Below are 23,997 nucleotides of genomic sequence, written 5' to 3' on the forward strand. Positions count from 1 at the left end.
ACGAGAAACTGAAAGGGAAACCTCATTCGTTTACATATTGGCTTCAGCGGAAATAGAAGAAGACATGCAGGACCAAAGGAGGGTCATCTTATGAGTTTCGAAACGTTAAACAAAAGTTTTATCAACGGAAAATGGACTGGGGGAGAAAGCGGACGTACGGAGGACATTTTGAATCCGTATGACCAGTCTGTGATCACAACAGCATCTTTGGCAACGGGCAAACAGCTTGAGGATGCGTTTGACATTGCACAGAAAGCCCAAAAAGAGTGGGCCAAGAGCACGACGGAAGACCGAAAAGCCGTGCTGCAAAAAGCGCGCGGCTATTTACACGAAAACCGTGATGACATCATTATGATGATCGCCCGCGAAACTGGCGGAACGATCATTAAATCAACAATCGAGCTGGAACAAACGATTGCGATTTTAGATGAAGCCATGACGTATACTGGTGAATTAGGCGGCGTCAAAGAGGTGCCATCCGACATTGAAGGGAAAACCAATAAGATTTACCGCCTTCCGCTAGGTGTCATTTCATCGATTTCTCCATTTAATTTCCCAATGAATCTATCCATGAGATCCATTGCGCCCGCAATTGCGCTGGGTAACAGCGTTGTTCACAAGCCTGATATCCAAACTGCTATTTCCGGCGGGACCATCATTGCGAAAGCGTTTGAACACGCCGGTCTTCCTGCCGGTGTCCTTAACGTCATGCTGACGGATGTAAAGGAAATCGGGGACGGCATGCTCACCAATCCAATCCCGAGATTAATCAGCTTTACAGGGTCAACAGCAGTCGGGCGCCACATCGGTGAAATCGCCGGTCGCGCCTTCAAACGAATGGCACTTGAGCTCGGCGGCAACAATCCATTTGCCGTTCTTTCAGATGCGGATGTCGATCGTGCTGTGGATGCCGCGATTTTCGGAAAATTTATTCACCAGGGACAAATCTGTATGATTATCAACAGGATCATCGTTCATCAAGATGTATACGATGAGTTTGTAGAAAAATTCACCGCCCGTGTCAAACAGCTTCCGTACGGCGATCAAACCGATCCGAAAACCGTTGTCGGCCCGCTGATCAACGAGCGCCAAATCAAGAAAGCACTGGAGATCATTGAGCAGGCAAAGACAGACGGCATTGAGCTTGCGGTTGAAGGAAAACGCGTCGGAAACGTGCTGACGCCGTACGTCTTTGTCGGTGCGGACAACAACAGCAAAATTGCCCAAACGGAGCTGTTTGCCCCAATCGCAACCATTATTAAAGCTGGCAACGACCAGGAAGCGATTGACATGGCAAATGATACTGAATACGGCCTCAGCTCTGCGGTTTTCACTTCTGATTTAGAAAAAGGCGAAAAGTTCGCCCTGCAAATTGACAGCGGCATGACCCATGTCAACGACCAGTCCGTCAATGATTCGCCGAATATTGCCTTTGGCGGAAACAAAGCAAGCGGTGTCGGCCGTTTCGGCAATCCGTGGGTCGTCGAGGAATTTACCGTGACGAAATGGATTTCGATACAGAAGCAATACCGCAAATATCCGTTCTAAATGAAAAAATCCCTCTGTTTCAAGTACAGAGGGATTTTTCTTTATTTAGATATATCCACAAACCCTTCGCCAAACACATCGCGTACGTCATGTACGATCACAAACGCTTTTTTGTCGCAGCTTCTAATGATTTTTTTCAGCATAGACAGCTCCTGTTTGTTAATGACGATATACAAAATCTCTTTTGACTGGCCCGTATAATTTCCCTTCCCTGATAAAATCGTCACGCCCCGATCCATCAAGGTATTTACCTGCTCTGCAATCTCACTCTTATTTTCTGAAATGACCGTAATGGCTTTTTTCGTATTCAAACCTTCAATAATGAAGTCCATCACTTTGGTACCGATATACAGCATCACGATCGTAAACATCATTTTTTCTGCACCAATAATAAAATAAGAGCTGAATACTACGATTAAATCAAAAAACAAGAGTGCATAGCTGATATTCCAGTCTAAATATTTATTAGCAATTCTGGCCAAAATTGCGGAACCGGCTGTCGTCCCGCCGACCCGGATAATCATGCCGATCCCGACTCCCGCAAATACACCTGCGAAAATCGCATTAATGATCAATTCATCAGACGGAATGCTCCACCCATGTGTCAGATGAAGAAAAAGCGAATTTGCCGCAACCGCAATGATCGTATAAACCGTTGTTTTTCCATCCAGAAACTTGTAGCCGATTAAAAGCAAAAACGCATTTAAGATAAAGTTCGTGACACCAGGAGACCATTGAAACAGATAATACAATATCAGCGTAATCCCAGTGACTCCGCCTTCCCCAAGATCATTGGGAATCGCAAATAAATTAACCGCAAGCGCGAAGAAAAAAGCGCCAATCACAAGCATAAGTACATCCAACATTCTCTTTTTCATCACGAAAACACTCCTTCTCATTGTTCTGTTCTAGCAAATAAAAAAACCCAGGAGAACGCTCTCGAAAAAGAGCAGAAACTCCTGGGCTTTTATCCCACCGTGTCATAACAGCCAAGCTGCTATGTGTTTTCTCTCGGTCACAGTCCAATTTGCATTGCGGAACCCTAGAAAACCACTGTTTTTATCATATCCTTTTCACTTTCCAATATTAGCATTATAAGGGACGGTTCGAATTGGTTCAAGGGGTATTTGCGGAGTTTTCATCAGATAAGCTGGAAGAAAAAATGATTTATCTATTAAAAAAGAACAGATATAACCGATAAGAAAAAAAGCATATATTTTACAAGTAAATTTAACTATAAATGATAATAATTATGAGAAATTCATAATTTTATATTGACTAAGTGAAATAATATAGGCATTATAGTACATATGTTTCGTACATTTTATTACATAGGAGGAAATATAATGGCAGGAAAACTAGTACCCTGTAAAGCTTGCGGTCAAGAAATTGCAAAGGGTGTAAAAAAATGTCCTAACTGCGGTAAGGATCAACGTAACTTTTTTATGCGACATAAAATCATTACGTTTATTCTCGCAGTTGTTGTCATCATTATTATCGGTAATATGATTGGCGGAGGCGGTTCAGAAGCCACTTCCAAAACATCAAGCAGCAGCAAAGCAGAAACTGAAAAAACATACAATATCGGTGATACTGTAAAAACTGAAAAAACTGAAGTGACAGTTACGAAGGTAGAGGACAGAGATACTGTCGGTACTCAATATGTTGAAAAGAAAGCATCTGAGGGAGGTACTATTGTAGCTGTTCAATATACAATTAAAAACGTATCTAAAAAACCGATTAGCTCTTTTTCAATTCCAACTGTTAAATTAGTTGATGCTGATGGTACTTCTTATGATTCTGATATTGATGCTTCTGTAAACTATGCAACTGAGACAAAAGTTGATAACTCTAAAATTTTGAGTGATCTAAATCCTAATATTAAAGTAACAGGTGTAAAAGCATTTGAAGTTGACAAGGAAGCTTATGCAAAAGGCACTTGGAAACTAAAATTCAGTAATGATGTTATTGTGAAAATCAAATAACAGCTAAAAAGGGTGCCTGTTCAGGCACCCTTGTTCTTTAAAGGCCTTCTCTATTGAGAAGGCCTCCATTCTTATTCCGCACTCTTATACCCATTCACATTAGAAGACTGCCATCTCCAGGAATCAGCACACATTTCCTCAAGGCCGCGTTTCGCTTCCCAGCCCAGTTCCCGCTTGGCTTTCGCAGGATCTGCAAAGCATGTGGCGATGTCTCCCGGACGGCGGTCCGCAAAACGGTACGGAACCTCTTTCCCTGACACTTTTTCAAAGGCTTTGACCATTTCAAGCACGCTGTAGCCTGTGCCTGTTCCAAGGTTGTATGCATCGGCTCCTGTAGAGTTCAATACTTTTTCCAGCGCCTTGACGTGTCCTTCTGCGAGATCAACGACGTGAATATAATCGCGTACGCCTGTCCCGTCTTTTGTCGGATAGTCATTTCCGAATACGTTTAATTGCTCGAGCTTCCCGACTGCTACCTGTGCCACATACGGCATAAGGTTATTTGGGATTCCGTTCGGGTCTTCACCGATCCGTCCGCTTGGATGCGCGCCGAACGGGTTAAAGTAACGAAGCAGCGCAACGCTCCACTCATTGTCGGCTGTATGCAAATCACGCAATATTTGTTCAAGCATGAGCTTCGTCTGCCCATAAGGATTTGTCGCACCTAATGGAAAGTCCTCCGTAATCGGCGATGTTTCCGGAACGCCGTACACTGTCGCAGATGAACTGAATACGATTTTCTTAACGCCATATTTCTCCATGGCCTCGCATAAAATAAACGTTCCTGTCAGATTGTTATGATAATATTTGAGCGGAATCGCCACAGATTCACCGACTGCTTTTAACCCCGCAAAATGAATCACAGCTTCGATTTCATTTTCCGCAAAAACGGAATCTACCGCTTCCCGGTCCAATAAATCCGCTTCGTAGAACGTTAAATCTTTTCCTGTAATCTCCTTTACACGGTTCAGCGCCTCAGCCGAACTGTTAGACAGATTATCAAGAACAACAATCTCGTAGCCGCTGTTCAATAGTTCAACACATGTGTGGCTGCCAATGTACCCGGCACCGCCAGTAACAAGTATTGCCATGATGTAAACCCTCCTAAAAAATGACCTGTTTTCATTATATAGTGTTTAGAACCGGTCCACATCCATTTTTAAGAAGTTTAATCGTTTATTAATAGTTTCTTCATATATTATTAGCATTTTCATACCTTTATGCAGCGAGCAAGTATAGAGCTGAAAAATCAATCTGCCGGTTGACGTTTTTCTTTCCTATTTTCGCTATGCTTAATGCAGAAAGGATTTGATGACATGGCGATGAGCCCTTATATTTTTATTGTATTGATTCTTATTATTTTATCGATGTATCGAGAAAGAACGGTAAAGCCCGGGAAGTTGCTGATCATTCCGCTGTTGCTCTTATGGGGCGTATCTGCATCGTTTCAGCCGGCGTATTTTCATTCCGTATTACATGTGGCGATCAGCGGCATTTTATTACTGATCGGGCTGGTCTGCGGGTTTGGCATTGGAAAGATGGTAAACGTGCGGATTCACCCGGAAACCGGAAAGGTCACTTCACGCGGCTCCCTTGGAAGTGTTATTCTCATTCTAGTGATACTTTCTTTGCGCATGGCCGCGAGAACATGGCTGCCTGATAGCAACGAGATGTTTATTGCCATTATTCATTCTATGTTCTTCGTTCCCCTCGGCACCATCACAGCCCGTAACATCATGCTTTATAAAGCTTACAGACGGCTGACCGCTGGCAAAGTATCCATTCAATAACTGAAAGAAGGACCAGCATGAACGGACAATCTCCGGCTCGGCACTACAAGAAGCTTGTGCCGAGCCTTATTCTCATTTTGAATTGCATACAATTTTTATCTCATCCAACTAAGGCTGATCCCATTTTGTTAGCATTTGTATTTGCGGTATACTTAGCATTCATTTGGATCATTCCCTATGTGGTATCCACTGCTGTTAGTTTGAGCATATTCATCGGACTCTGGCTCCTGACCGATTTCTTTTGGGCTGTTTCCGGCCAAGAGCAGGGTGCCACCTATTTTTTGATTGTATTTTTAATGATATATGCCGCCTTTAGACTCCCTTCACGGCTATCCTTGATCTTCACAGCATGTTTAATTGGAGGCAACATATTACTCCTATCCTCACATGGAGGAAGCTTGAATACCATCATCAGCAACATCTCGATCATGATCGGACTCTACGTCTTCTTCTCCTCCATGCGTTTCAGACGAGAAGCGAGAAGGGAGGCTGAACGGAATCATGCTGAATTGGCAAAAATGCATGTGCAGCTGGAACATGCTCATAAAGAACTCCAGAAAGCGCATGCAGAGTTGCAGGAGGCTTCTGTTCTTTCATTAAGGTACGCGGTCCTTGAGGAACGTACAAGAATTGCCCGTGACATTCATGACAGCATCGGTCACGAGCTGACTTCTGTGATTGTTCAGCTTCAATCCCTTCCCTATATCCTTAAAAGCAGCAAGGAGGATTCAGAAAAAGTCATTCAAAATGTACTGAGTGTCGCCAGGGAATGTCTTCAAGAAGTACGGTCTGTCGTTCACCAAATGGGCCGTAGTGAATCGATGGTGGGGCTTACCGCTTTGCGGGGGCTCATTCATCAAGTGGAGGAACGGAGCGGCTTGCACGTTTCTTTAGATACTGCCGGACTGTCAGAAGAGTCTTGGCCTCCAAACGTGAGCGAAACGATCTACCGCATCTTGCAGGAAGCGCTGACCAATATCATTCGTCACGCTGACGCTTCTCATGCGGCGGCCGTCATTTCTAACGACAAGTCCCATCTCTATGTCACAATCACCGACGATGGACAATTCACCGGCAGCCTTACTTATGGATTTGGCCTAACAGGAATGAAAGAGCGCGCAGAAAAAGCAGGCGGTTCCCTTACTTTCAGTGCCGTACAGCCGAGCGGCCTGAAAATTGAGCTGTCATTGCCGCTCATGACAACGCATAAGGAGCAAAAAGATGAACAAAGATAACATACGCGTCGCGCTTGCCGATGATCAGCCGCTTGTGCGTGAAGGCTTCCGCTACATCATCAACGCACAGCCGGATATGACGGTTTCTGGCGAGGCCGGCGACGGTCACGATATTATTCAATTGGCGGAGCAAACAAAACCCGATGTCATTCTCATGGATGTCCAGATGCCGCATTGCTCAGGCATCGAAGCGGCGAAAGACATTATGTCCGCACTTCCAAATACAAAGATAGTCATTTTAACCACCTTTGACACGGAAGAATACGTATTTGAAGGCATCCGTGCGGGCGCAGTCGGCTATCTGCTGAAGGATACACTTCCTGAGGAGTTAATAGATGCGATTCGCGCTGCGGCGAGAGGCGAGGCGATTTTCCGTACAGTCACAGCTGCTAAAATTATCAGTGAGACATTTCGAGCGAAGCAACAGCCCCATCCAGAAGAACTGGCAGAGCCGTTCACCAAAAGAGAGCTTGAGGTTCTTCAGCAAATGGCCTACGGATTGAGAAATGAAGATATTGCTGAAAAGCTTTTCGTCAGTGAAAGCACTGTGAAAACCCACGTGCACCGCATCCTGCAAAAATGCAATGCCCAAGACCGGACACAGGCAGTCGTATTTGCCATTCGAAACGGTATTGTGCAATAGAAATCTCTCATCCCGCCATGCTAAAATAAGACAAAGGAGATGATTGGAAATGAAAGAAGAAATCATTGAACGGTTTACTACATATGTAAAAGTCGACACACAGTCCGATGAATCCGTTGACACTTGTCCTTCCACACCCGGCCAATTGACATTAGGAAACATGCTCGTTGATGAATTGAAGTCCATCGGCATGCAGGATGCAGCCATTGATGAAAACGGCTATGTCATGGCAACTCTTCCCTCCAATACTAAAAAAGACGTGCCGACAATCGGCTTTCTCGCTCACGTCGACACCGCTACAGACTTTACCGGCAAAAACGTAAATCCGCAAATCATCGAAAGCTATGATGGAAAAGACATCGTTCTCAACAAACAGCTGCAGGTCACCCTGTCACCTGATCAATTCCCTGAGCTGTCCGGCTATAAGGGCCATACACTCATCACCACAGACGGCACCACCCTTCTCGGCGCAGACAATAAGGCCGGTATCGCTGAAATCATGACAGCCATGGATTACCTCATCAAACACCCTGAAATCAAGCACGGCACAATCAGAGTCGCCTTTACGCCTGATGAAGAAATCGGAAGAGGGCCGCACAAATTTGATGTGAAACGGTTCAATGCATCCTTTGCCTACACGGTTGACGGCGGGCCGCTCGGCGAGCTTGAATACGAAAGCTTCAATGCCGCTGCCGCAAAAATTACGATTAAAGGCAACAACGTACATCCCGGAACAGCTAAAGGGAAAATGATCAACTCTGCGAAAATCGCGATGAAGCTGAACAGCCTGCTGCCGGCAGACGAAGCGCCTGAATATACGGAAGGCTATGAAGGCTTCTATCACCTGCTGTCGATTCAAGGAGACGTAGAGGAAACAAAGCTCCACTACATTATTAGAGACTTTGACAAAGAGAATTTCCAAAACAGAAAAGAAACAATGAAGCGTGCCGTTGAAGAACTTCAAAACGAATACGGGCAAGACCGGATTCTGCTGGATATGAACGACCAATACTACAACATGAGAGAGAAAATTGAACCTGTCATCGAAATCGTCAACATTGCCAAGCAAGCGATGGAAAACCTCGGCATCGAACCGAAGATTTCCCCCATCCGCGGCGGCACCGACGGATCGCAGCTGTCCTACATGGGGCTTCCGACGCCAAACATCTTTACAGGCGGGGAAAACTTCCACGGCAAATTTGAATACATCTCAGTTGATAATATGGTCAAAGCCGTAAATGTCATCGTTGAGATTGCAAAGCAGTTTGAAGCGCAAGCCTAATGCCAAAAGCCAGTCCAAAAAAGGACTGGCTTTTTTGTGTGAAAATGAAACATTTTAAACGCGTCCTCCGTAAAACAAGTATCAACAAATGAGGAGGAAAAACAATGACAAAACATGCAATCGCTGCAAAGAGTCTCTTGAAAAAATGGATCATTTCCAGGCCGCTTAACATGCAAAAGAAATCCAGCCCATTTCAAAAAATCAGAAAAATGTTCAAACGCTTCTTCAAATAAAACATTCAAATCCCCAAGATACAATCTGTATTCACCCGTACCGCCCAAATGCTCCGAAATTTGGGTTTTTTGTGTTCAATTCCGCAAAATAGGGTATAAACCAAACAAGCAAGAAAACAACACCCAAAAACAGGCAATTTGAATTACGAAAACTTAGGTTAAAAGTTATATAAAGGAATTTATTTTATCGTCGATAGTAACTATAGAACCAATCATCAACAAGAGCAAACAGCGTGATTCAAGACTATTTTCAGGTCATCAGGTTATACTGTTTTAGAGGGACAGTTTCTTGTTATTTATTGATTTAGAATTTTTTGAATACTTTTTGACTTTTTATCCGTACAATAGAGAGTACCAAAACTTTTTTTGGGAGGTATGTAATATGATCCTATTTATTATCATCGCATTATGCGGCTATCTTCTTTTTTCTTTCAGCAAGGACAATCGCCGCAAACCGCAAAAGACAAGCCCTCTGCCAGCAGCCGCACCTCATCACAACAACCTAATCGACCTTGACGCCATCCGCCAAAAACGCCGGATGCATCTTTCCTAATTCTATATTTCAAACGAAAAGGCTGCTGAATCACGCAGCCTTTTAAAATTGTTTTGATTTAGAGCCTGAAACCTTTTCGCCACCTATCCGTAATTTCATACAAGGCAAACCCAAAGGAGACTTCAGCAATGATCGAGTTATTTATGAAACAAAAAATGTTCTCATTTAAAGATGCATTTCACATTTATGACCGGGATGAACAAGAAACATTCAAGGTGGAGGGGCGTTTTTTCTCGTTAGGAGACTCATTACAAATGACAGACTCATCTGGGAAAACGCTCGTTTCCATAGAACAAAAACTAATGTCTTTATTGCCGCGCTATGAGATTTCAATTGGCGGGAAAACAGTTTGTGAGGTAACGAAGAAAGTAACGTTTTTCAAACCGAAATTTGTGATTTCCGGGCTTAACTGGGAAATCGATGGTGATTTATGGAGGGATGAATTCCAGCTGACGGACGGGGAAAATGTCCGGATGTCAGTGAGCAAAAAGTGGCTAAGCTGGGGTGATTCCTATCACTTGGAGATTGCAAACGAGGAAGATGTTCTGATTTGCACTGCCATCGCTATCGTGCTTGATATGGTTTTATATAACGATGAAAATGAAAGTATTCTCTAAAAAACATTGACAATTGATCCAAAAGTAATAATATTAAGATAATTGAAATCTGAATATGAAGTTTTACCTTATCAAGAGAGGTGGAGGGACTGGCCCTATGATACCCGGCAACCGCTGTTTCAAACAGAATGGTGCTAAATCCTTAAGAACATTGCGTTCTTGCAGATGAGGCGGAGATTTGATCGTTCAAGCTCTTCCTTACACAAAGGAAGAGCTTTTTACATGCTCAATATTTCAGAAAAGAGGCGAATAACATGGCTCAACAAACGAATGTTGCAGGACAAAAAACAGAAAAACAACGCAAAGCACCTTTCCGCGCCGATCATGTCGGCAGTTTGCTTCGTTCCGTTCCGGTGAAGGAAGCCCGGCAAAAAAAAGCGGCTGGTGAGATGACAGCGGAACAGCTTCGTGATATCGAAAATCAAGAGATCACCCGCATCGTGGAAAAACAAAAAGAAATCGGTCTCGATGTGGTAACAGACGGGGAATTCCGGCGTTCCTGGTGGCATTATGACTTCCTGGAAGGGCTTGACGGTGTGGAACCGTTCATCCCGGCTGAGGGGATTCAGTTCCATAACACAAAAACGAAAGCGCGCAGCATCAAAGTGACGGGAAAACTCGATTTTACGAGCCACCCAGCGCTCGCTGATTATCAATTTTTACATGAGATTGCCGGTAACGCGACGCCAAAATTGACCATTCCCAGCCCAAATATGCTGTTTTTTGGCGAAAAGGCGGATAAAGGCATTTATGACGATCAAGAGGAATATTTTCATGATTTGGCCCAAGCGTACAAAAAGGCAATCAAAGCCTTCTATGATGTTGGCTGCCGTTATCTCCAGCTTGATGATACGTCATGGTCTCTCTTCTTTGAGGAAAAAGGCAGAGAGGTTGTCCGGGCGCTCGGAGGCGATCCAGAAACATTGCCCGCCTTGTTTGCCAAAACGATTAACGATGCAGTGGCAGACCGGCCTGATGATTTAACGATCACAATGCACATTTGCCGCGGCAACTTCCGCTCAACCTGGGCGGCATCGGGAGGGTACGACGCTGTAGCGGAAACGATTTTGGACGGCTTAAACCTTGACGGCCTGTTCTTGGAATACGATGATGACCGCTCCGGAAACTTCGATCCGCTCCGTTTTGTGAAGCGCAAGGATCTGCAAATCGTGCTTGGCTTGATCACATCGAAATACGGCGAGCTTGAAAATCCTGAGGATGTGAAACGCCGTATCAATGAAGCCGCGCGTTTTGTCAGCTTGGACCAGCTATGCCTGAGCCCGCAGTGCGGTTTCGCCTCTACAGAAGAAGGCAACCTTCTGACAGAGGAGCAGCAATGGGCAAAGCTTCGCCATGTCATCGACATTGCCAACGATGTGTGGAGATAATCTATCATTGACAGAAATAGAAAATGTGTGAATAATAGATACTATCAGAAAATTTCATAAAAAGGTTTTCCTTATCAAGAGAGGTGGAGGGACTGGCCCTGCGATACCCGGCAACCGCTGTTTAACAGAATGGTGCTAAATCCTTTAGAGCAACGATTGCTCTTGAAGATAAGGTTGAGATTGTCACGCAAGCTCTTCCTTATCCAAAGGAAGAGCTTTTTTACATTTGAATGGAAAGAAGGAATGGACAACATGTCACAACAAACAACACCCGCAGAACAAAAATCACTTCAAAGAAAAAAACCGCCGTTTCGCGCGGATCAAGTCGGAAGCCTGTTGAGATCTGAGCCCGTTAAAAAAGCGCGGCTGCAAAAAGCGGCCGGCGATATTACGGCTGAGCAGCTTCGCCAGATCGAAAACGATGAAATTATCCGCATTGTGGAAAAACAGAAGGAAACCGGCCTGAACGTCGTGACAGACGGTGAATTCCGCAGAGCATGGTGGCACTTTGATTTCCTGGAAAACTTAGATGGCGTTGAGCCGTTTACTCCTGAGCAAGGCATTCAATTCCATAACGTACAGACAAAAGCACGCGGCATTAAAGTCACAGGTGATATCGACTTTTCAACTCACCCAATGCTTGAAGATTACTCATTTCTCCATAGCATTGCCGGTGACGCGACGCCAAAGATGACGATTCCAAGCCCGAATATGCTGTTTTTCCGCGGAAAATTGGAAAAAGGTGCATACAAAAACGACTATCACCTTTTCCAGCATGATGTATCCAAAGCATATAAAAAAGCGATTCAAGCGTTTTATGACAGAGGCTGCCGCTACCTCCAGCTTGATGATACAGCGTGGGCCGTTTTCTTATCTGAAAAAGGCTTAAAACAAATCGAAGCGTTCGGAACAACGCCTGACGAGCTTCGCCAGCTGTTTGCGAAATCGATTAACGACGCGATTGCAGACCGCCCGGATGACTTGACGGTAACCATGCATATTTGCCGCGGCAACTTCCAGTCCACTTGGACAGCGGAAGGCGGCTATGACGCAGCAGCCGAAACCATTTTTGACGGCTTGAATCTTGACGGACTTTTCTTAGAGTATGATGATTCACGCTCAGGCGGATTTGAGCCGCTCCGTTACGTAAAACGGTCTGATCTTCAGCTTGTTCTTGGCTTAGTGACATCTAAATTCGGTGAGCTTGAAAATCCGGATGACGTGAAACGCCGTATCGAAGAAGCGTCCCGTTATGTAAGCTTAGACCAGCTTTGCCTCAGCCCTCAATGCGGATTTGCTTCAACTGAGGAAGGCAACAAGCTGACTGAAGAACAGCAATGGGCGAAGCTCCGCCATGTGGTTGAGATCGCTAATGATGTTTGGAAATAAGAAAAGAAAAAACACACTTGATTCCCTAGCGGAGCAAGTGTGTTTTTTATGTCATTGTGCGGTGTAGCCCCCATCAAGGACGACAGCCTGCCCAGTGACGCCCTTCGCCTTCTCGCTTGCCAAAAACACGGCATAATCCGCAATTTCCTTGACGGAAAGCAGTCGCTTTTGCGGCACAAGCGGAAAAATGACTTGTTCAAGTACAGAGTCGTAAGGGACATTTCTAGTTTTCGATAGATCGCTAAGCTGATTGCGTACAAGCTGGGTATCGACATAACCCGGACAGAGCGCATTGACTGTTATGCCGTGGGGCGCGCCTTCCAGCGCCCCTACTTTTGTGAGTCCAATGACGCCGTGCTTGGCGCTATTATAAGCGGATTTCCCTGCAAAGCCGACTAATCCATTAACAGACGCGATATTAATGATTCTGCCAAACTGCTGTTTTTTCATGATCGGAAAAACATGCTTCATTGCAATAAAGGGAGCCGTCAGCATGACCTTGATCAGCTGTTCAAAGGTGTCTGTCGGAAACTCTTCAATCGGAGCGACGTGCTGAATACCGGCATTGTTCACCAGAATATCCAAGCGGCCGTATTGTTTTTGGATGACGTTCACCGTATCAGCAACTTGCGCTTCCTTTGTCACATCATAAGGAATGGCCGCCGCGTCAAAGCCTTCTTCTGCAAGCTTGGAGGCTGCTTTTTCACATGCTTCCGGACGGAGGTCTGAAACGATGACGCTGGCACCTTCCCGGGCGAATTCTCTTGCCATTTCGAATCCGATTCCGCCGGCAGCCCCTGTCACCAAGGCGACTTGTTTTCTCATGTCAAACACCTTCCCATTAAGAATTGAGTACAGACTGGCTTACAGCGAAATCAGCTTCTGTTTTTTCATAAACCTCTTCAATTGTGACACCATCCTGAAGCTCCGTCAGTGTCATGCGGCCGTTCACAAAATCAAATACAGCCAAATCCGTAATCAGCCTGTGCACGACTTTCTGGCCTGTCAGCGGAAGGGAGCATGTTTTTTTCACCTTTGATTCACCATGCTTATTGACGTGCTCCATGATGACAACGATTCGTTTCGCCCCGTTGACGAGATCCATGGCGCCGCCCATCCCTTTTACCATTTTGCCCGGGATCATCCAATTGGCCAAATCCCCCTGCTCCGAAACCTCCATTCCGCCGAGAATAGCCAAATCGATATGCCCGCCTCTTATCATCGCGAATGACTCAGCGCTGTCAAAATAAGAGGCGCCCGTCACTTCAGTGATCGTTTCCTTTCCCGCATTGATCAAATCCGCGTCTTCCGTTCCTTCCAGAGGATAGGGGCCGATTCCGAGCAAGCCGTTTTCCGACTGAAGCATGACGTGAACGCCATCGGGTATCTCATTTGCGACAAGCGTCGGCATGCCAATCCCGAGATTCACATTCATGCCGTCCTTGATTTCTTGTACAGCCCGTTTGACCATTCGTTTTCTCGCTTCCTTCACTTGGCCTCACCCTTTCCCGATGCTTGCTGAACTGTTCGTTTTTCAATCCGTTTTTCTTGGCTCGCGCCAAGCACGACATGTTGTACGTAAATTCCCGGCGTATGGATGTGATCTGGATTGAGCTCTCCTGCTTCCACGATTTCTTCCGCCTCGGCAATCGTGATCTTGCCTGCCATGGCGGCAATGGGATTGAAATTTCTCGCCGTTTTCCTAAAAACCAAATTGCCCATGGTGTCCGCTTTCCACGCTTTGACAATCGCCACATCGCCGGTAATGCCTCGCTCCAGCACATAAGTCCGGCCGCCGAATGTTTTATGTTCTTTTCCCTCGGCTATGGAGGTGCCGACGCCTGTCGCCGTATAAAATCCCGGTATGCCTGCACCGCCTGCACGAATTCTCTCAGCGAGCGTTCCTTGGGGAACAAGCTCGACCTCAAGCTCTCCGCTTAAAAACTGCCGCTCAAAAATTTTATTTTCACCGACATAGGAAGCGATCATTTTCTTGATTTGCTTGTTAGCCAGAAGCAAACCAAGCCCCCAGTCATCGACTCCGCAGTTATTGCTGACAACGGTTAAATCCTTTACTCCCTGATCTCTTATAGACAAAATGAGCTGTTCAGGGATGCCGCACAGCCCAAACCCTCCCGCGATCAGCGTATCCCCATCATGAATCAGTTTCGCAGCTTCCTTGCTTGATGACAGCACTTTTTCCATATTGATGCCCCTTTCGTTTTCTTCTACACTAGACCAGTCAGGCTGTAAATCGCGATCACAGCAAATACGGCAGCCGTTTTAATGAGCGTGATCGCAAAAATATCGCGATAGGATTGCCGGTGGGTCAAACCCGTCACGGCCAGAAGCGTAATAACGGCGCCATTATGCGGCAGTGTATCCATCCCGCCTGATGCCATTGAAATGACCCGATGCATCACCTCTGGCGGAATATTGTAAGCCTGAATCGCCTGTAAGTATTGTTCTGACATCGCGCTTAACGCAATGCCCATTCCTCCTGAAGCCGAGCCGGTGATTCCCGCCAGCGCAGTTGTCGTAACGGCGCCATTTACAAGCGGATCGGTAAAAGTATGTGAAATTCCGCTGCTCAGCTTATGAAACCCCGGCAGCGCGGCGATAATGCCGCCGAACCCGTACTCGGCACCCGTATTCATAGATGCCAGCAAGGCGCCGCCAATCCCTTCATTCAGCCCTTCCTTCAATTGGGCAAACACACTTCTCCAATCAAATAAAATCGTTGTGATGATGCCAATCACTAAAGCAATCTCCACCGACCAAATAGCAGCTGCTGAAGAAATATCAAGCCTGCCGAACTCCTTTAATCCTATGGAAGAAAAATCAAATCCATTCGGATACCACTTTGGCAGGTAAATGGTGAAATATTTATTCACTGCACCGACGAAAATAAGCGGGACAAAGGCAAGCGCGTGCCGAATCGGGCTTTTGTCCGGTTCAGCCGCGGACTCAATCGATTCAGGAGCAGGAGCATTCTGCGAATCAAAACCGCCATAGCCTTCGCCAGATGCCTGCGCTTTCTTCCGCCTTGATTCCAAATAGAGCATCCCAGCTGCCAGCACAATCACTGCGCCCATCAAGCCCAGCCAAGGGGCGGCATAAATGTCTGTTTTGAAAAACGACGTCGGGATGACATTTTGGATTTGCGGCGTCCCCGGAAGTGCGTCCATCGTAAACGTAAAAGCCCCTAAAGCAATCGTTCCCGGGATGAGGCGTTTTGGTATGTTTGCTTCTTGGAACATGTTTTTCGCAAAAGGATATACGGCAAATACGACAACAAACAGGCTGACACCGCTGTACGTCAAGACAGCACCCATCAGCACAATGGCAAGTATCGCTCTTTTTGCCCCGACAAGCCGGACAATTGTTTTCGCGATTGATGCCGCAAGCCCGGCCATTTCAACGACCTTTCCAAAAATGGCACCGAGCAAAAACACTGGGAAATACAGCTTAATAAAACCCGCCATCTTCTCCATAAAAATTGATGAAAAAAAAGGAAGCACATGGCTTGGATCTGTCAGCAGCACCGCGAATAACGCGCAAATCGGCGCAAACAATATGACAGAAAATCCCCGATACGCCGTAAACATCAGCAAACCTAACGCCAATAGAATGATGATCAGTTCCACACACACATCCCCCGTTTCCGCGAACTAGAAAGCGTTTACATGAACCTGTCCGCATCGGCTGTTTCCGTCCCCTTTCCATATGTACGAGAAGCGTGGGCCAACTATTCCGATTAAAAAAGGAAAGCTCCTTTTTTCGGAGCTTTCCTCTGCCATTCATTTCATTCCTATTAGGATATCAACATCAACCGTAATATCGGCTGATTTCATCTCTTTCAGCAGGCTTATTCGATCTTTCGGCGCCGACCAGGCAAGCGGCGTCATCTTGAGAAGCCAGTGGATCGCCTGCTGGTCAAGCGTTTTAACATAGCGCAGCCTGACAGGACGGCTGTGTGCAGCATTTGCTGTAAAACGCTCAACAGCTGCCGCATTGGAATACGTGCGCCTTGGTGAATCAGTATATAAAAATTGCCTTAATTCTATTAAATAGTCGCTTCGCGGCACTACTTTTACGAGCATGCCATCATTCTTCAGCAGTCTATGAAACTCTGCATAATTGGACGGCGAAAAAATAGACAGAACAACATCAAATTGGCGATCATGAAAAGGAGCACGCGCCACATCGGCAACCGCCCACATCTGATCTTTGAATGCCTTAGAAGCTTTTAAGATCCCATCCTTCGAAAGATCTATGCCGGTTCCTATCGCTGCTTTCCCTGCATAATCAAACCCGCAAAGCGCATTCAAATGAGAACCCTCCCCGCAACCGCTGTCCAGGATGGTGAATGCCTCATGACCAGATGTGGGATGACTGATGAGTTCTGCAATCACATCATGGAGCGGGTCAAAAAAACCACATTCTCCAATCAGCCTGCTCCTCGCTTCAAAAAGCTCGGCACCGTAACTGGTTTTGACCGGCTTCGTCAGAAAGTTCACGTAGCCGTGCCGAGATAGATCAAATGTATGTCCTCGTTCTGTACAAATCAAGCTTTTCCCTGATGTCGCATCCATAGAAGAATCGCAGAGCGGGCATCGAAACATGCTGAAATCAACTGTTCGCTTCATGATAAAAAACACCCCATTCATTCATTTTTAGATAAATGAAAAAGGCATAGACAAATAAACCTAGGCCTATCTCAAAAATTGGCCAGGTCTGGCAGTTTGTCTACACCTGTCATTATCTATAACGAATGAATTGGATAATCATGAAAAAAACTCCCTTTCTGCTGTATGGGTTTCCCCGTTTCCATCATACAACAAATATCCAGGAGCTGGAACCTTATAGTGAAGAAAAATCAGTACTGACATGCTGGTATCCCGCCAACATCATATCAGCATAGCAATCCAGCATGTTTTTCCTTTATTTTCTCATTTTAGAATATAAATTTTATTATTGTGAAAATAGTTAAAAAGGTTGATTTTCAAAAAGTGAAAGGATAAAATACTGCTATCATCTTAGAAAAAGACATTCTTGTATATGATCAGTAATATGGTCTGATTGTTTCTACCTAGTAACCGTAAAAAACTAGACTACAAGAAAGTTTGAATAAATTTGAACGAGTTGAAAAGGACAAGTTCTTTTCTGTTTGCTCTTATTTTTCACACTTTCTGCACTTCCAGAATTTGTGAAGGATAAGAGCTTTTTTTGTTTCCATAATAACCCTCATAGGAGTTGCTATCATGTACTTTTTACTAAACCTTGTCGGTCTCATTGTGATTATGGCAGTTGTATTCCTATGTTCTCCGCAGAAAAAGAAAATCAAGTGGCGCCCGATCATTACGTTAATTGTTCTGGAATTGCTGATTACTTGGTTTATGCTGGGAACAAAAGTCGGAAGCTGGGCCATCGGTAAAATCGGTGATTTCTTCACTTGGCTGATTGCTTGCGCCAGTGACGGTATCGCGTTTGCCTTTCCGTCAGTGATGGCGAATGAAACAGTAGACTTTTTCTTTAGTGCGCTTCTTCCAATTATCTTTATCGTCACATTCTTTGATATTTTAACGTATTTCGGCATTTTGCCTTGGCTGATTGATAAAATCGGATGGGTGATTTCTAAGGCTTCCCGCTTGCCGAAATTAGAAAGCTTTTTCTCTATTCAAATGATGTTCCTGGGAAATACCGAAGCACTTGCGGTTATCCGCCAGCAGCTAACGGTTTTAAGCAACAACCGCCTGCTCACATTCGGCTTAATGAGCATGAGCAGCATCAGCGGCTCCATTATCGGATCTTATCTGTCAATGGTGCCTGCGACATACGTGTTTACAGCGATTCCTTTGAACTGCTTAAACGCGCTGATTATCGCAAACCTGCTGAATCCTGTTCACGTGCCGGAGGATGAAGATATCATCTATACACCGCCTAAAGAAGAGAAGAAAGACTTTTTCTCTACGATTTCTAACAGTATGCTTGTCGGCATGAACATGGTTATCGTTATTTTGGCAATGGTGATCGGATATGTCGCATTAACGTCAGCAGTTAATGGCATTCTTGGCGTTTTCGTACACGGCCTGACCATCCAGACAATTTTTGCTTATCTGTTCAGTCCGTTCGCATTCCTGCTTGGATTGCCGGTGCACGATGCGATGTATGTTGCTCAGCTGATGGGCATGAAATTAGCAACGAACGAGTTTGTTGCGATGCTTGACTTGAAAAACAATCTCAAATCCCTTCCGCCTCACACCGTTGCGGTGGCGACGACATTCCTGACGTCCTTTGCAAACTTCAGTACTGTCGGCATGATTTACGGCACGTACAATTCGATCCTTGACGGAGAAAAGTCAACGGTCATCGGGAGAAACGTGTGGAAACTGCTCGTCAGCGGAATTGCGGTATCTTTATTAAGTGCTGCGATTGTCGGCCTGTTTGTGTGGTAGAAACATTGAGCCATATCCCTTTTCGGATATGGCTCTTTTCATTATTGATAAATAGAGGCTGGCACCTGCACATCCCGGATTCCCGCTGCATAAGGCCCCAAGTCATACTGGCCGAAGACGATGGCGATCCCGTTTGCCGTAAAGTAAAACATTGTGTCTTTGTTTAGGGTTATATCCTCTTTCTTTACATCAGGGAAAAACAGCTCATCGTGTTTTTTGATATAGCTATATAGGTAATCTCTCGTTTTGCTGACTTTTGTTTTGGTGTTCAGAATCTGATCCAGCGTCACCCGCTTTTGTGCTTTCAAGTCATAGTTGAAGGACTGGACAGACGTTAAACCGTGGGCGCCCCCTGAATAGATATAATTGAGTGTTTGAATGCTGAGCTTGCCTGCCGCATTGTATTTGACGCTGAAGGATGTTTGATATTCCGTTTTAAAGCCCTGCTGTTCGCCTGCTTTTTTGTTTTTCAGATATTCCTGATACGATTGTTCAATGAAGGCTTTCAGCTCTTGATTGATTTTCTTTTCAAACGCGGCATTCCCGATGTGATGCACTTGTGGATACGTTAACTCCTTGATCTTTTTGTACGTATGGGTGCTGACAGTCGGTGTTTTCGCTTGAACTGCTTTTAAAGATGGGGCCGCATATGCAAATACGGAAAAAAGCAAGACTGCAATCCCCGCGGCTTTCATCATTTTATTCCATTTCATACAATCTCCTCCTTTGATGTCGTTGTTTATCATTCCCTTATTTAAGCAATACACACTTTTATAGACTGATTAAATCGAAAGAAGTTTCTAGGTCTAACAGCATGATTTTTCCAATAAAAAAAGAGACACAGGATGTCTCTTTTTTTACTGTTTGCGCCCAGAAATCGCTTCATGAACGGCCTGTGCCAAATCTGTATTTCCGAACATCTCTAATACCGCAATGACAGTCTGGTCCGGAATGTGCTCTGCTTCGTGTTTTGGCACGACCAGATCGTCCATGGTTTTTTTCAAGCTTTCATTCAGCTTTTGCTGCGGATACGCTTTGGCGTACAGCTCCATCGGATCAAGATCATGGTTCACGCACCACTGGGCAAACACCAAAATCATCATATTTTCGTCGCGTTCGTAAGCTTCAGCGAGCTGTTTTTCGTTCATGTGTCATGCTCCTTATGAAAAGTATCTTTCTTTAAGATACAGGAGCCGGTCAAATTCGTCTATCCCAATGGCGATGAGCGGCAACCGCATCAATAAATGTCTTGCTGAATGCGGTGTAGTCAGATTCATCTTTAGCCGTCACGATGCCTGGTCCCTCTGTTGTTCCGACAGAGGATTGAAGAAGGTCAATTCCTTCATTTGCCGCACCGATCGCCTTGTAGTGATCGTAAGCTTCCCTGATAAACGCCATCGCTTGTTTGTTGTCTTTTAACTCCGGCCCTCCTGCGGCATAGACGGCATCATACAGAACCGAGTCAACAGTCAGAAACGTGCCGCCAGCCTCCAGCTGCTGGCCGCTGTCGCTTGTCATATACCCTAGATTTTGACTGATGATATCCACTGTAACTCCTTCATTCTTTAAAGCATCCAGCACTGTTTGCAGCTCTTTTTCGTGAAATCCGTTTCCAGCAAGTACAGCGACTTTTCTTGTTGACGCGGTTTTCACTGTACGGGCTTGGCTTAACGCAGGCGAAGTAAGAATTTCTTTAGATGCTTTACGCTTCGCTGGCGCCGCCACACCTACTCCTTTGGCTATTTCTTGCGCCAAATCTTCATCGACATTGCTGAAGACATCAACGACCTGCCGCTGTACGTCTTTGCTTTTGACCTTCCCGACCTCGAAGCAGAAAGCAGAAATAATGTGCTGCTTCTCCACAGGAGACATGCTGTTCCAGAACAGCTTCGCCTGTGAGTAATAATCGTTGAAGCTGTCGCTTCGCTGGCGGATTTTTTTGCCCTCGACTTTTTCCTGATAGTGGACGTAGCCGCCTTCTTCAGCTGTCGCAGGCGACGGATCATTGTTTTGCAGTGAGTTTTTATGATAAGCGACAGGTCCCTTATTGATCGTCATCCGGTGATAGCCGTCGTATTGGTTGTTATGGAATGGACATACAGGCCGGTTAATCGGAAGCTCATGGAAGTTCGGGCCGCCAAGACGGATGAGCTGTGTGTCTGTATAAGAGAAAAGCCGTCCCTGCAGGAGCGGGTCATTTGTAAAGTCGATGCCCGGCACGACATTTCCCGGGTGGAATGCGACTTGTTCTGTTTCCGCAAACACATTATCCTGGTTGCGGTTCAGCGTCATTTTCCCAATGATCTTCACCGGCACAAGCTCTTCCGGCCACAGCTTAGTCGGATCAAGAATATCAAAATCAAACTTGAATTCATCTTCCTCATCAATCATCTGCACGCCGAGCTCGTATTCAACCTTGCCGCCGTTTTCAATTGTTTCCCACAGGTCACGGCGATGGAAATCCGGATCTTTCCCTGCAATTTTCTGTGCTTCATCCCATACGAGAGAATGCACGCCGAGCACCGGCTTCCAGTGAAATTTCACGAAACGTGCCTTTCCTTGTTCATTGACAAAACGGAACGTGTGAACGCCGAAGCCTTCCATCATTCTGTAGCTGCGCGGGATGCCTCTGTCTGACATCGTCCACATCACCATGTGAGCCGACTCAGGGTTATTGGCGACAAAATCCCAAAACGTATCGTGAGCAGTCGCGGCCTGAGGCATTTCATTGTGTGGCTCAGGCTTAAACGCGTGAACCAAATCCGGAAATTTGATTGCGTCCTGAATGAAAAACACCGGAATGTTATTTCCCACAAGGTCATAGTTTCCTTCTTCAGTATAAAATTTTGTCGCAAAGCCTCTGGCATCCCGCACCGTGTCTGCGGAGCCTTTAGAACCCGCAACCGTAGAGAAACGGACAAATACCGGTGTCTTCACCGAAGGGTCCTGAAGAAATTTGGCCCGTGTGTACTCGGTCATTGGTTCGTAAACCTGAAAAAAGCCATGCACGCCAAATCCGCGCGCATGCACAACGCGCTCCGGAATCCTCTCATGGTCAAAGTGCGTCATTTTCTCCCGAAAGTGAAAATCCTCCATCAGCGTCGGACCGCGAACCCCGGCTTTTAACGAATGCTCATCCTCTGACACTCGCAAGCCTTGGTTTGTCGTCATTTTCTTCCCGCTGTTATCGGTCCTGTACTGCTCAAGCTGCTCGTCCTTTGAGTGTTCATTTACACGTTTGTTTTGGTCATCACTCATGTCTGCTCCCCCTTTTTAAAACGAAACATTCTACAGCACATTTACCCGTGGCGTTCTTCATATAAACTGCTAATCCGCTCATTAGGATTTTTGGTCTACATATAAATATGCGGTCATACACATTTGAAATAAGCCTTCTTCACAGAAAGAAAGGATGGAAGCGCTTACCAAAAAGCTGTTGAATAGGGGAGGTCATATCATGCTTGCCATACTCGGTTTTGTGATGATGATTGTCTTTATGTACCTTATTATGTCTAACCGGCTTTCCGCTCTTATTGCTTTGATTGTCGTTCCTATTGTGTTTGCCCTGATCAGCGGATTTGGCAAAGATCTCGGCGAGATGATGATTCAGGGCGTTACAGACCTCGCCCCTACCGGTATCATGCTGTTATTCGCCATCCTGTATTTCGGCATTATGATTGACTCAGGCCTGTTTGATCCTCTCATTGCCAAAATCTTATCGTTTGTCAAAGGAGATCCGTTAAAAATCGCCGTAGGCACAGCGGTTCTGACCATGACCATTTCGCTGGACGGAGATGGGACAACAACCTATATGATTACCATTGCAGCGATGCTGCCTCTCTACAAACGGCTCGGCATGAACCGTTTGGTGTTAGCGGGAATAGCGATGCTCGGTTCGGGGGTTATGAATATTATCCCGTGGGGCGGGCCGACTGCGAGGGTTTTGGCCTCCTTAAAATTGGACACGTCAGAGGTTTTCACGCCGCTGATTCCCGCTATGATCGCCGGCATTCTCTGGGTGATCGCCGTTGCTTATATCCTCGGAAAGAAAGAGCGGAAGCGGCTCGGCGTCATTTCGATTGATCACGCACCGTCTTCCGATCCGGAGGCCGCACCGCTCAAGCGTCCCGCTCTTCAATGGTTTAACCTGCTGCTGACTGTCGCTCTGATGGCCGCACTGATCACCAGCCTGCTGCCGCTTCCTGTTCTTTTTATGACTGCGTTCGCCGTTGCCTTGATGGTTAACTATCCAAATGTCAAAGAGCAGCAGAAACGAATCTCGGCGCATGCGGGTAATGCGTTAAACGTTGTCTCGATGGTGTTTGCTGCGGGCATATTCACAGGCATTCTCTCCGGCACAAAAATGGTGGATGCCATGGCGCATTCTCTCGTTTCACTCATCCCTGATGCCATGGGCCCGCACCTGCCGTTGATCACTGCGATCGTCAGCATGCCCTTCACCTTTTTCATGTCGAATGACGCCTTTTACTTCGGTGTCCTTCCCATCATCGCCGAAGCCGCTTCCGCTTACGGAATAGACGCCGCTGAAATCGGAAGGGCCTCCTTGCTGGGGCAGCCTGTGCATCTGCTCAGCCCGCTTGTGCCTTCCACCTATCTATTGGTAGGAATGGCAGGCGTCAGCTTTGGCGACCATCAAAAATTCACTATTAAATGGGCCGTAGGAACAATGATTGTGATGACGATTGCCGCACTTTTGATTGGGATTATTTCTTTCTAAATGTATGAGCTTGATCGTAGCATTGAGTGAGTACGTGATTTACAGAGGGGAGAAGATCAAATAGGATATTATGAGTGAATAGAAGATTCACGCCAACAACTTCTCATTACAATCATAAGAGCCTGCTATATTGCAGCA

General features: G+C 45.8%; 23 protein-coding genes and 4 riboswitches. Of the genes, 13 read left to right on the forward strand and 10 right to left on the reverse strand.

Translation table 11 applies throughout. The features are described from left to right. Nucleotides 1-90 precede the first annotated feature (90 nt). A complete protein-coding gene (locus MHI44_RS10345) occupies nt 91-1,548 on the forward strand; it encodes an aldehyde dehydrogenase family protein (protein WP_339203440.1) in 1,458 nt (485 codons plus the stop codon). A gap of 41 nt (nt 1,549-1,589) precedes the next feature. Here MHI44_RS10345 and MHI44_RS10350 read toward each other — a convergent pair whose 3' ends face one another. Beyond that, nucleotides 1,590-2,426, reverse strand: coding sequence for a YitT family protein (locus MHI44_RS10350; RefSeq protein WP_019712849.1), 837 nt, complete (start codon nt 2,424-2,426; stop codon nt 1,590-1,592). A 76-nt stretch (nt 2,427-2,502) separates the two neighbouring features. Next, nucleotides 2,503-2,605: riboswitch (guanidine-I (ykkC/yxkD leader) on the reverse strand. A 388-nt stretch (nt 2,606-2,993) separates the two neighbouring features. On the opposite strand from MHI44_RS10350, the gene MHI44_RS10355 reads away from it, so the two are divergent. Continuing rightward, nucleotides 2,994-3,533, forward strand: coding sequence for a DUF4352 domain-containing protein (locus MHI44_RS10355; RefSeq protein WP_121549361.1), 540 nt, complete (start codon nt 2,994-2,996; stop codon nt 3,531-3,533). Nucleotides 3,534-3,604: 71 nt separating this feature from the next. Here MHI44_RS10355 and galE read toward each other — a convergent pair whose 3' ends face one another. Further along, nucleotides 3,605-4,624, reverse strand: coding sequence for a UDP-glucose 4-epimerase GalE (gene galE, locus MHI44_RS10360; RefSeq protein WP_029318629.1), 1,020 nt, complete (start codon nt 4,622-4,624; stop codon nt 3,605-3,607). A gap of 225 nt (nt 4,625-4,849) precedes the next feature. Between galE and MHI44_RS10365 the strand changes: the two genes are divergently transcribed. The 9 genes from MHI44_RS10365 to MHI44_RS10405 all read left to right on the forward strand — a co-directional run bounded on the left by MHI44_RS10365 (nt 4,850) and on the right by MHI44_RS10405 (nt 12,663). Next, nucleotides 4,850-5,323 (forward strand): CcdC protein domain-containing protein, encoded by a 474-nt coding sequence (locus MHI44_RS10365; RefSeq protein WP_042976783.1) that lies wholly within the window; start codon nt 4,850-4,852, stop codon nt 5,321-5,323. A gap of 17 nt (nt 5,324-5,340) precedes the next feature. Then, nucleotides 5,341-6,558 carry a two-component system sensor histidine kinase YxjM gene (gene yxjM / locus MHI44_RS10370; RefSeq protein ID WP_339203442.1) on the forward strand — a complete coding sequence of 406 codons (1,218 nt, stop codon included), beginning with the start codon at nt 5,341-5,343 and terminating at the stop codon, nt 6,556-6,558. Then, on the forward strand, nt 6,545-7,201 hold the full coding sequence (yxjL, locus tag MHI44_RS10375; RefSeq protein WP_015714960.1) for a two-component system response regulator YxJL: 657 nt from the start codon (nt 6,545-6,547) through the stop codon (nt 7,199-7,201). Before yxjM ends, yxjL begins: the two co-directional genes overlap by 14 nt. A gap of 49 nt (nt 7,202-7,250) precedes the next feature. Beyond that, nucleotides 7,251-8,483, forward strand: a complete 1,233-nt coding sequence (pepT, locus tag MHI44_RS10380) for a peptidase T (RefSeq protein WP_033882848.1) — start codon at nt 7,251-7,253, stop codon at nt 8,481-8,483. Between the two features lie 104 nt (nt 8,484-8,587). Further along, on the forward strand, nt 8,588-8,716 hold the full coding sequence (locus tag MHI44_RS10385; protein ID WP_003227241.1) for a hypothetical protein: 129 nt from the start codon (nt 8,588-8,590) through the stop codon (nt 8,714-8,716). Nucleotides 8,717-9,005: 289 nt separating this feature from the next. Continuing rightward, entirely contained in the window at nt 9,006-9,269 is a 264-nt protein-coding gene (locus MHI44_RS10390) for a hypothetical protein (RefSeq protein WP_072173222.1), read from the forward strand. A gap of 128 nt (nt 9,270-9,397) precedes the next feature. Continuing rightward, complete coding sequence (locus MHI44_RS10395; protein ID WP_042976786.1) at nt 9,398-9,886, forward strand: LURP-one-related/scramblase family protein; 489 nt, start codon at nt 9,398-9,400, stop codon at nt 9,884-9,886. Nucleotides 9,887-9,951: 65 nt separating this feature from the next. Next, a riboswitch (SAM riboswitch) is annotated at nt 9,952-10,058 on the forward strand. Nucleotides 10,059-10,140: 82 nt separating this feature from the next. Further along, nucleotides 10,141-11,274: a 5-methyltetrahydropteroyltriglutamate--homocysteine S-methyltransferase gene (locus tag MHI44_RS10400; protein ID WP_339203444.1), complete on the forward strand. Its 1,134-nt coding sequence runs from the start codon at nt 10,141-10,143 to the stop codon at nt 11,272-11,274. A 68-nt stretch (nt 11,275-11,342) separates the two neighbouring features. Further along, a riboswitch (SAM riboswitch) is annotated at nt 11,343-11,449 on the forward strand. 77 nt (nt 11,450-11,526) lie between these two features. After that, nucleotides 11,527-12,663, forward strand: a complete 1,137-nt coding sequence (locus tag MHI44_RS10405; RefSeq protein ID WP_042976790.1) for a 5-methyltetrahydropteroyltriglutamate--homocysteine S-methyltransferase — start codon at nt 11,527-11,529, stop codon at nt 12,661-12,663. A gap of 51 nt (nt 12,664-12,714) precedes the next feature. On the opposite strand, the gene MHI44_RS10410 is transcribed toward MHI44_RS10405, so the two are convergent. The 5 genes from MHI44_RS10410 to MHI44_RS10430 all read right to left on the reverse strand — a co-directional run bounded on the left by MHI44_RS10410 (nt 12,715) and on the right by MHI44_RS10430 (nt 17,312). After that, nucleotides 12,715-13,488, reverse strand: a complete 774-nt coding sequence (locus MHI44_RS10410; RefSeq protein WP_014481333.1) for a 3-hydroxybutyrate dehydrogenase — start codon at nt 13,486-13,488, stop codon at nt 12,715-12,717. A gap of 16 nt (nt 13,489-13,504) precedes the next feature. Next, a complete protein-coding gene (locus tag MHI44_RS10415; protein ID WP_003243049.1) occupies nt 13,505-14,155 on the reverse strand; it encodes a succinyl-CoA--3-ketoacid CoA transferase subunit B in 651 nt (216 codons plus the stop codon). Then, complete coding sequence (locus MHI44_RS10420) at nt 14,152-14,868, reverse strand: CoA transferase subunit A (RefSeq protein WP_339203446.1); 717 nt, start codon at nt 14,866-14,868, stop codon at nt 14,152-14,154. Before MHI44_RS10420 ends, MHI44_RS10415 begins: the two co-directional genes overlap by 4 nt. A gap of 23 nt (nt 14,869-14,891) precedes the next feature. Next, the gene (locus MHI44_RS10425; RefSeq protein WP_257434986.1) at nt 14,892-16,310 is read right to left on the reverse strand and encodes a GntP family permease; all 1,419 of its coding nucleotides are present in this window, start codon (nt 16,308-16,310) and stop codon (nt 14,892-14,894) included. Nucleotides 16,311-16,463: 153 nt separating this feature from the next. Beyond that, complete coding sequence (locus MHI44_RS10430; protein WP_339203448.1) at nt 16,464-17,312, reverse strand: methyltransferase domain-containing protein; 849 nt, start codon at nt 17,310-17,312, stop codon at nt 16,464-16,466. Nucleotides 17,313-17,698: 386 nt separating this feature from the next. After that, nucleotides 17,699-17,800: riboswitch (purine riboswitch) on the forward strand. A gap of 127 nt (nt 17,801-17,927) precedes the next feature. Here MHI44_RS10430 and MHI44_RS10435 point away from each other — a divergent pair. Beyond that, entirely contained in the window at nt 17,928-19,121 is a 1,194-nt protein-coding gene (locus tag MHI44_RS10435) for a NupC/NupG family nucleoside CNT transporter (protein ID WP_003227216.1), read from the forward strand. 41 nt (nt 19,122-19,162) lie between these two features. Here the strand turns inward: MHI44_RS10435 and MHI44_RS10440 are convergent, their stop codons facing one another. The 3 genes from MHI44_RS10440 to MHI44_RS10450 all read right to left on the reverse strand — a co-directional run bounded on the left by MHI44_RS10440 (nt 19,163) and on the right by MHI44_RS10450 (nt 22,379). After that, on the reverse strand, nt 19,163-19,834 hold the full coding sequence (locus MHI44_RS10440; RefSeq protein ID WP_137201115.1) for a DUF3298 and DUF4163 domain-containing protein: 672 nt from the start codon (nt 19,832-19,834) through the stop codon (nt 19,163-19,165). 144 nt (nt 19,835-19,978) lie between these two features. Beyond that, nucleotides 19,979-20,269, reverse strand: coding sequence for a hypothetical protein (locus MHI44_RS10445; protein WP_014478421.1), 291 nt, complete (start codon nt 20,267-20,269; stop codon nt 19,979-19,981). 49 nt (nt 20,270-20,318) lie between these two features. After that, complete coding sequence (locus MHI44_RS10450) at nt 20,319-22,379, reverse strand: catalase (RefSeq protein ID WP_339203450.1); 2,061 nt, start codon at nt 22,377-22,379, stop codon at nt 20,319-20,321. Between the two features lie 199 nt (nt 22,380-22,578). Here MHI44_RS10450 and citH point away from each other — a divergent pair, with 199 nt between their 5' ends. Further along, nucleotides 22,579-23,859, forward strand: coding sequence for a citrate transporter CitH (citH, locus tag MHI44_RS10455; protein ID WP_339203452.1), 1,281 nt, complete (start codon nt 22,579-22,581; stop codon nt 23,857-23,859). The last annotated feature ends 138 nt before the right edge of the window (nt 23,860-23,997 follow it).

The sequence above is a fragment of the Bacillus sp. FSL K6-1366 genome (genome assembly GCF_037976695.1).
GTDB classification, from domain to species: domain Bacteria; phylum Bacillota; class Bacilli; order Bacillales; family Bacillaceae; genus Bacillus; species Bacillus subtilis.

What these genes read in the sequence shown, in the direction of transcription:
- MHI44_RS10345 (WP_339203440.1), top strand. Translation starts at nt 91, where the DNA reads ATGAGTTTCGAAACGTTAAACAAAAGTTTTATCAACGGAAAATGGACT.
- MHI44_RS10350 (WP_019712849.1), bottom strand. Translation starts at nt 2,426, where the DNA reads ATGAAAAAGAGAATGTTGGATGTACTTATGCTTGTGATTGGCGCTTTT.
- MHI44_RS10355 (WP_121549361.1), top strand. Translation starts at nt 2,994, where the DNA reads ATGCGACATAAAATCATTACGTTTATTCTCGCAGTTGTTGTCATCATT.
- galE (WP_029318629.1), bottom strand. Translation starts at nt 4,624, where the DNA reads ATGGCAATACTTGTTACTGGCGGTGCCGGGTACATTGGCAGCCACACA.
- MHI44_RS10365 (WP_042976783.1), top strand. Translation starts at nt 4,850, where the DNA reads ATGGCGATGAGCCCTTATATTTTTATTGTATTGATTCTTATTATTTTA.
- yxjM (WP_339203442.1), top strand. Translation starts at nt 5,341, where the DNA reads ATGAACGGACAATCTCCGGCTCGGCACTACAAGAAGCTTGTGCCGAGC.
- yxjL (WP_015714960.1), top strand. Translation starts at nt 6,545, where the DNA reads ATGAACAAAGATAACATACGCGTCGCGCTTGCCGATGATCAGCCGCTT.
- pepT (WP_033882848.1), top strand. Translation starts at nt 7,251, where the DNA reads ATGAAAGAAGAAATCATTGAACGGTTTACTACATATGTAAAAGTCGAC.
- MHI44_RS10385 (WP_003227241.1), top strand. Translation starts at nt 8,588, where the DNA reads ATGACAAAACATGCAATCGCTGCAAAGAGTCTCTTGAAAAAATGGATC.
- MHI44_RS10395 (WP_042976786.1), top strand. Translation starts at nt 9,398, where the DNA reads ATGATCGAGTTATTTATGAAACAAAAAATGTTCTCATTTAAAGATGCA.
- MHI44_RS10400 (WP_339203444.1), top strand. Translation starts at nt 10,141, where the DNA reads ATGGCTCAACAAACGAATGTTGCAGGACAAAAAACAGAAAAACAACGC.
- MHI44_RS10405 (WP_042976790.1), top strand. Translation starts at nt 11,527, where the DNA reads ATGTCACAACAAACAACACCCGCAGAACAAAAATCACTTCAAAGAAAA.
- MHI44_RS10410 (WP_014481333.1), bottom strand. Translation starts at nt 13,488, where the DNA reads ATGAGAAAACAAGTCGCCTTGGTGACAGGGGCTGCCGGCGGAATCGGA.
- MHI44_RS10420 (WP_339203446.1), bottom strand. Translation starts at nt 14,868, where the DNA reads ATGGAAAAAGTGCTGTCATCAAGCAAGGAAGCTGCGAAACTGATTCAT.
- MHI44_RS10430 (WP_339203448.1), bottom strand. Translation starts at nt 17,312, where the DNA reads ATGAAGCGAACAGTTGATTTCAGCATGTTTCGATGCCCGCTCTGCGAT.
- MHI44_RS10435 (WP_003227216.1), top strand. Translation starts at nt 17,928, where the DNA reads ATGTACTTTTTACTAAACCTTGTCGGTCTCATTGTGATTATGGCAGTT.
- MHI44_RS10440 (WP_137201115.1), bottom strand. Translation starts at nt 19,834, where the DNA reads ATGAAATGGAATAAAATGATGAAAGCCGCGGGGATTGCAGTCTTGCTT.
- MHI44_RS10445 (WP_014478421.1), bottom strand. Translation starts at nt 20,269, where the DNA reads ATGAACGAAAAACAGCTCGCTGAAGCTTACGAACGCGACGAAAATATG.
- MHI44_RS10450 (WP_339203450.1), bottom strand. Translation starts at nt 22,379, where the DNA reads ATGAGTGATGACCAAAACAAACGTGTAAATGAACACTCAAAGGACGAG.
- citH (WP_339203452.1), top strand. Translation starts at nt 22,579, where the DNA reads ATGCTTGCCATACTCGGTTTTGTGATGATGATTGTCTTTATGTACCTT.